Origin of the sequence: Pectinatus frisingensis (assembly GCF_015732285.1) — a bacterium.
Lineage (GTDB): Bacteria > Bacillota > Negativicutes > Selenomonadales > Selenomonadaceae > Pectinatus > Pectinatus frisingensis.
Window position 1 is genome coordinate 149,955 of sequence record NZ_WIQU01000014.1, and the last position, 7,518, is coordinate 157,472.

General features: G+C 37.3%; 8 protein-coding genes. 5 read left to right on the forward strand and 3 right to left on the reverse strand.

Annotated elements, in window-relative coordinates; translation table 11 throughout:
- Positions 1 to 244 precede the first annotated feature (244 nt).
- The 5 genes from I6751_RS01940 to I6751_RS01960 all read left to right on the forward strand — a co-directional run bounded on the left by I6751_RS01940 (position 245) and on the right by I6751_RS01960 (position 4,670).
- Entirely contained in the window at positions 245 to 1,384 is a 1,140-nt protein-coding gene (locus I6751_RS01940; RefSeq protein WP_196590114.1) for an amidohydrolase, read from the forward strand.
- Positions 1,385 to 1,403: 19 nt separating this feature from the next.
- Entirely contained in the window at positions 1,404 to 2,426 is a 1,023-nt protein-coding gene (locus tag I6751_RS01945) for a methionine ABC transporter ATP-binding protein (protein WP_196590113.1), read from the forward strand.
- Complete coding sequence (locus I6751_RS01950) at positions 2,423 to 3,082, forward strand: methionine ABC transporter permease (RefSeq protein WP_196590112.1); 660 nt, start codon at positions 2,423 to 2,425, stop codon at positions 3,080 to 3,082. The genes I6751_RS01945 and I6751_RS01950 overlap by 4 nt, the downstream gene beginning before the upstream one ends.
- Positions 3,083 to 3,123: 41 nt before the next feature.
- The gene (locus I6751_RS01955) at positions 3,124 to 3,945 is read left to right on the forward strand and encodes a MetQ/NlpA family ABC transporter substrate-binding protein (protein ID WP_196590111.1); all 822 of its coding nucleotides are present in this window, start codon (positions 3,124 to 3,126) and stop codon (positions 3,943 to 3,945) included.
- Positions 3,946 to 4,286: 341 nt separating this feature from the next.
- Complete coding sequence (locus tag I6751_RS01960) at positions 4,287 to 4,670, forward strand: hypothetical protein (protein ID WP_196590110.1); 384 nt, start codon at positions 4,287 to 4,289, stop codon at positions 4,668 to 4,670.
- A gap of 239 nt (positions 4,671 to 4,909) precedes the next feature.
- Here the strand turns inward: I6751_RS01960 and I6751_RS01965 are convergent, their stop codons facing one another.
- From I6751_RS01965 to I6751_RS01975, 3 genes are all read right to left on the reverse strand, one after another.
- Positions 4,910 to 5,719, reverse strand: coding sequence for a nitroreductase family protein (locus tag I6751_RS01965; protein ID WP_196590109.1), 810 nt, complete (start codon positions 5,717 to 5,719; stop codon positions 4,910 to 4,912).
- Between the two features lie 84 nt (positions 5,720 to 5,803).
- On the reverse strand, positions 5,804 to 6,616 hold the full coding sequence (locus tag I6751_RS01970; protein WP_196590108.1) for an epoxyqueuosine reductase: 813 nt from the start codon (positions 6,614 to 6,616) through the stop codon (positions 5,804 to 5,806).
- Positions 6,617 to 6,727: 111 nt separating this feature from the next.
- Positions 6,728 to 7,189, reverse strand: coding sequence for a MarR family winged helix-turn-helix transcriptional regulator (locus tag I6751_RS01975; RefSeq protein WP_330998609.1), 462 nt, complete (start codon positions 7,187 to 7,189; stop codon positions 6,728 to 6,730).
- Positions 7,190 to 7,518 lie beyond the last annotated feature (329 nt).

The window sequence follows — 7,518 nt, forward strand, 5'->3', positions numbered from 1 at the left end:
CCATTCTAACCTCTTCAGGACAAGTTTATTATTGACAAAAAAAAAGTATTCAGTTAGTATAATATCTAATATTATAAATATATTAAACACGGTTGATCATAAAAAATGAAGGCTGGGCTATAAAGTATATTATCAATGACATTTTATATAAATGTTATTGATAGTGTAGCTTTGTGACCCAGTCTTTTATTTTAAGGAAAATTTATGTATCGTCTATCATTTAAAAAGGCAGGTTGAATATTCTATGAACACCAAAAAAATTGCAGAAAAAATAATAAGTGAATTCCATTGGTTTCACGCACATCCGGAGCTGTCCTATGAGGAATTCAACACAACAGCGCGTATCAGACAGAATCTGCAGGCGGAAGGTATCGATATTATTAATCTGCCGCTGCAGACAGGACTTGTAGCAGAAGTAGGTACCGGTCAGCCGCCGATTGTGGCAATCCGCTGTGATATCGATGCTCTGCCTGTTCAAGAAGAGACTGATTTATCATATAAATCGCAAACAGATGGAAAAATGCATGCCTGCGGTCACGATTTTCATACAGCTTCTATCCTGGGCGCAGTATATATATTAAAGCAACATGAAAAAGAATTAAAGGGTACTGTACGCATTATATTCCAGCCAGGTGAAGAAGCACCAGGCGGTGCACTGAAGATTTTAGAAACAGGCGTATTGGCGGATGTACAAGTCATTTTTGGGTTGCATAGTTCCTCACTGTTTCCTGTAGGAGTTGCTGCTATCAGAGCTGGAGCCGTAACAGCAGCGGTGGATCGCTTCGAAATTATCTTCAATGGCGAGGGTACTCACGCAGCACATCCCCAAAACGGTATTGACCCCATTGTAGCTGCTTCCGCTTTTGTAACAGCAGTCCAATCTGTAGTAAGCCGCAATGCGGATCCATTTGCCGCCGACCTCATCAGTATCACTCATTTTCAAGGCGGCAATACCTGGAATGTTATACCTGAGCAAGTTTACTTAGAAGGTACCACACGTACTTTAAAGACAAATGATCGCAATATGGTCCGGCAAAGGATTTATGATTTATCGGAATATATTGCTAAAGCTTATGGGGCGACGGCCAAAATCATCTGGCATGACGGTCCGCCAGCAACGGCCAATGACAAGGAATGGACAAAATTCGCCGAAAAGATAGCGCAACAAAATGGCTTAATTGTCGAACCCTCACCGGATTCACTAGGTGGTGAAGATTTTGCATTTTACCAAGAAAAAATCAAAGGTGTCTTTGTCTTAATTGGAACAGGCTTATCCTATCCAAACCATAATCCTCATTTTCAAATTGATTCGGCGGCACTTTTTCCTACTGCCGAATATATGGCCCAGCTGTCAGCTCATGCACTCGAACAGATTAAAAAATAGAAAGCCCGGGGTTATTAATATGATTAAATTTGTTGACATCAGTAAAATTTTTACTGTGAAAAAACAGAGGATAGATGCACTTAAACATGTATCGCTGGAAATCCGTACCGGGAACATATTTGGTGTAATAGGGTTCAGTGGAGCAGGTAAATCTACATTGCTGCGAATGGTCAATGCGTTGGAAACCCCTACGAATGGTCATGTTGAAATTGATGGGAAAAATATTAACAAATTATCATTCAGTGAGCTAAGAAAAGTACGTAAGGACATTGGAATGATATTTCAGCAATTCAATCTGCTGAATTCTAAAACAGTTTATGAAAATATAGCAATTCCACTGATTTTGAACCATATTGATAAAAATGAGATCGACCGACGCATTTCCCGGTTGCTAAAATTCGTCGAATTGTCAGATAAAAGGAATGCCTATCCGGCTCAGTTATCAGGTGGACAAAAACAGCGTGTCGGTATAGCTCGTGCACTGGCAACAGATCCTTCCATTTTACTGTGTGACGAAGCGACAAGTGCCTTGGATCCAGAGACAACAGAATCCATCCTGCATCTTTTGCGAAAAGTCAACCAAGAATTTAATATTACGATCCTGATTGTGACACATGAAATAAATGTTATACAACGCATCTGTGACCAAGTAGCGGTCATGGAAAGGGGTTGTATCGTGGAGACCGGCTCCGTTCTGGAGGTTTTTAGCAATCCCCGGCAGCAGATGACCAGGCGCTTTATCAGGACAGTAATTCCAGACAAAATACCGGCTATCATTCAAAATAAACTGAAAAATGATCCACGCTACTATAGAATTATTAAAATTCGATTTCTTGGCAACAATGCACAAAATAATATATTGTATCATGTCAACAAAAATTACAGCGCCGAAACAAATATCTTGTTCGCTTCGGTCAATGAACTGCAGAAAACTGTACTAGGTATTTTTATTGTGCAGATAATTGGTGATGATCTCGAAATCAAAAAAATTACAGACTATATCAGCAGTCATCAAATACAATGGCAGGAGGTCAGATTATGATAAATTTAGGAGTTCCTTATTCACAGATAATACTGGCAGCTGAGCAAACACTATATATGGTATTCATCTCTTTGGCAATAGGTACAGCCACAGCTATTATTCTATCTGTCTCATTGATGCTGACCAACCCGGGTGGAATACTAAAAAATCATATTGTTTATACGGTGATAAATACCGGTGTTAATATTATCCGCAGTGTACCTTTCATCATTCTGATGGTATTTATTTTACCACTGACAAAAATACTGGTAGGAACCCGTGTCGGAACAACGGCAGCTTTAGTACCGCTGGTGATTTTTATTGCACCGTACCTAACCAGATTATTTGAAAACTCCATTTTAGAAGTAAATAAAGGTATTATTGAGGCAGCCCAAGCCATGGGGGCATCTTATTTTGAAATCGTATGGCATTTCATTCTGCCGGAAGCACGTGGTTCATTGATCCTGTCCGTGACTACAGGAACAATAGGACTTATTGGTGCCACAGCCATGGCCGGTGCCATAGGCGCCGGCGGAGTTGGAGATCTGGCATTGACATATGGTTACGAACGTCTTAATTTTCCCCTGATGTTTTTTACTGTTATAGTTTTGATTGTCTTTGTCCAAATAATACAATCTATCGGAAATTATTTTTCTGCCAAGGCTCGCGGATATTGATTGATTTATTTCTTTATATACTGTAGAAAGAGAGAATAACTATGAAATTAAAAAAACTAACCGTGGTATTACTGTCTGCCGCAATAAGTATCTTTATGCTGACTGGCTGTAGCAATGATACCGGTTCCAGTAATACAAAAAAAGATTTGGTTTACAGCAAATCGCAGGGTCCATACTCCGAATTATTCGAGCAGGGAATCAAACCAATCCTTGAAAAAAAAGGTTATAAAATAACGGGAAAGGATATGTCAGACCTATTGCAGGCCGACATTGCACTGAATGAGGGAGAAGTTGATTTTAATGTAGAACAACACACGGCTTACATGGAAAACTTCAACGAAAAACAGAATGGTCATTTGTCTGCAATCACACCGATCCCCACAGTTCCTGCCGGAATTTATCCAGGTTCAAAGAATACCCTGGACCAAATTGCCGACGGTGACCGCATAGCAGTGCCCAACGACGCCTCTAATACGGCACGTGCTTATGCATTGCTGCAAAAGGCCGGATGGATAAAGCTCGATCCAGGTAAGGACTTATCAACAGTTACGCAACAGGATATAATTGACAATCCGCATAATCTTCAGTTCACTGAAATGAAATCACTTAATATTCCTGCGGTACGAAGTGATTTTGCCTACATTGTCATAACTGGTTCGATAATATATAATGCAAAAATCGATCCGTCTACAGCCCTTTTAAAGGAAGATATTCTACCTCATCTGCTTTTGCAGGTGGTAGTCAATGAAAAAAACAAAGACAGCCGTTGGGCTAAGGATATCGCTGCAGCTTATCATTCTGACGAATTTAAACAATATATAAATACACACAATAACGGCCTGTGGTTTGTACCGCAAGAATAACATAAAATGCACTGATATTTTTACCAATTTTCACAACAGCAGTCTTACAAACACCTATCAATATATATCAAACATACCATAAATAATCTAATTGTAAATATCACGGCACAAATTCTTATTGATCTATAAATTTCTGATTATTTTATTGCTGGTATTAAGATTCACATTACTAATCACGATATAATAAATGGAGTTTTAAACATGATGTAATAGTACATGACAATATTTATATTGCCAATCCGCAATGACTGCGGTACTCCTTATATATATCAATATTTGTTGATATAATTTACAACCCATTTTACAAAAATGGGAATAAATTGTAAAAGGAGGTTAATATAATGAGCAGTATTAATGCACTTAGTGATTTATCTTCAATTTTGGCAACGCATACCCAACCAACGGCAACGGTATCAGCAGCGAAATCAACCAATACAATGTCTACTAAGTCATCTGGCGGAGCATCATCTTCATCAGGCGGCAGCTCTAAAGGAGACAATGCCGTCACGACTACCACTGAAACACTATCTGATGGTTCCTTGTTGATTGTCGTCACACAGGGGAAAAAAATTATTTCAGAAACAAAAGTTCCCCCACCAAATTCAAATGATTCCAACGGAAATTCTAACACCAACTCATCATCAATCAATCAGCTTGACAAATTTAATGATTCTTCTACAAGTAGTGCCACAGCAGTTGGTTCACTTTTCAATTCAGACATTTGAATTTTATTAATGCCAATTTTTTATTTACTACATGCTAATTAATCATTTACTATAAAATACCTCGAGTTCCAGTATATATGATATATACTGGAAACTCGAGGTATTTTATTATCCTTTAATAATTTTATGTCCCAAAAATTTTGATAACATTTTTTATGTTATCAAAAACGCCAATGTATCTACAATTATAAAAAACCTATAAATATCTGTATAAAATATATAATCTAATCAACCGATTTTCATATTTCTTCATAAAAATCAACATTCAACGGATTTCTTTCCACTAATCGCTTATATTTGTATTGAGGATATCCTGCCATTACTGCTCCGGTAATCTTTCTACCCTCAGGAATATGAAATAACTTAAGCAAAGGAGATTTTATATCAAGCGCTAAAACTTCTAAAATTCCAGCCCAGCATGAACCAAGGCCAAGTGTTGGCGCATATAATTCCAAGTATGCTAAGGAAAAAATGGAATTTTCTCTACCTCGCGGGAAATTCATATCAGCTGTTGCTAAGATGAGACTGGGTGCATTACGGAGAATAACATCAACTCCATTTTTATGGTATTCATTCAAATAGTGCGTAAATCTCCGCTTTAATGTATTATCACTTTCCAATTTATCAATTACTATTTCAACTGACGCATCCAATATTTTCCTGTCATCAATAATTACATATGATATGCTTTGTGAATTACTTGCTGTTGGTGCAAATCGAGCTATATTAACAAGTTTAACCAATTCTTCTCTTGGAACTGCTTTTTTTAAATAACTGCGAATTGAACGGCGGGACCGCAAAAATAACTCCGATTCTTTCGCATTTAATTGGGGATAATCAGCTAATTCCAGTTGTTTAGACAATGGTGTCTTTTTATAATCAATTGCTGCCTGTGGACATATGGCAACACAATGACCACAAGCAATGCAGGATTGGGCCGCTGCTACCTCCGGACCGGTTCTCCCCATACTTAAAACAAATGATGGGCATTCCTTAACGCAGGCCCCACATTGAATACATTTTTCTTGATCTATTGTTATCAATTCCATTCTATACACTCCTTTTAAATTTCAGGTGCTCTTCTCTAAATTATATCCAACAGAATATTATTACTTCAATTCAGGCATTATATTTCAATTGCTTTTTACCAAATTGACCGGTATTTTATCTTCACAAGGTACTTTTGTTTGACATTTAGCACAGCCATAGCGGGGATTATATATTTCCTTTTCCTTGTACAAATGCATTCTGCAGCATTCATTATCTTTCCCCTTGTTATTAATAGCCTGAGGCGGACAACGTCTGGCGCAAGCCATACATTTTATACAATATTCATCGTATTGTGTATAGGCTCGCCGCGTTAAGTCTAATGGCGAATCAATTATTACACTACCAAATCGACCAGCTGTGCCTTTTAGGGTAATCATCGACCTGCTTAAGCTAAAGGTTCCTAATCCCGCCACAAACGCAGCATGTCGTTCTGACCAATTTGCACGAAGATTGTCAACAGCAAATCGTTTATCCAAAACAGGTGCTAATGCATTATTACCATTTTTTTCTACTAACTTAATAATGAATTGCCGCAATGCCTGATTGAACATTTCTCCTTCCCAGCGGCCATAAAGCCATTCAGTTGCTGTTATTTTTTCAATTCTGTTTGCTTTACGTATTCTTTCAGTATAGGGTAAAAAATATGAAATTACCGATTTGGCTCCAGGCAGCCATTCACCAGGAGACTTATGGGCAGGTCCAATTATATTGATATTTTTAAATGTATCCCATAGTGAATCATCAGCACTAGCAATACCAATCAATGGTAATTCATATATTCGCATAGGAGCATAGGAAATCGGTGGTGAAGACAGAGACTCAAGATGTTCTATTATATTCAGAGGACTTTTCAAAACGAACTCATTAACTTTTTCCTGTATGCTGCTTAATAACATATTATTTTCACTCCATTTAAAATATTACTGCATTACCTCTGTAAACAATATGCGTGCATATACACCCATATTAATTTAACCAGATATTAATACTAAAAATTTTAACCCATATTAATTTTTTCCGTTATAGTGCGCAATGTTCTCCACCTTTAAAAGTAATTGAGTAAGTTTAACCAAATCATTATTTCCCATATATTCTTTTATTGTTTTTTGAGCCACTTCCCATAGTTTCCAACCCCTGATTGCTGCATTTTTCCCTTGAGCTGTCAGTGCGATCTGTCGTGTACGTGAATCCCTGCCCCGTCTAATGTCAATAAATCCCTCTCTGATCAATGGCTTCATATTTCGATTCAACGTAGTACGATCTATTTGTACCATTTTTGCCAGTTCACTAATAGTAGCCGTTTTCAGCATTCCGAGATGTCGCAATAGAGACAATTGAGTGACCGTGAGTCCGCTTGGTTTTAGTGTATCATCATAAAATTGAGTAATTGCTCTGGATGCCCTGCGAAGATTCATGCAATTGCAACGATTAGATTGTTTAGGAGCTACTTCACTTGCCTGTTTCTCCACAGATATATCACCTCCATTTTATTATTACATACAAATTGCGTGTATATACACCATCTTTTATAAGAATACTATTTACCAGTGTCTAATGTCAAGTATTAGTTTAAAAAAAGTCCGATTAGTCCGCGGCTTGTATCAAGAGGAAACGACGAAAATAATCGGGTGTGGTATTAAATCTTTGTGTAATTGGGATATAAAAAACCTACTAAAGTTTTTGAAGATAAGATAAATCTGTCTATTACCGAAAGTAGAATTGGTGCTAGCATATAAATAGAGTAAAACAAAATGAGAAATTTCCTAAAAAATATTAAAATAAAATTACAGTATAGGAG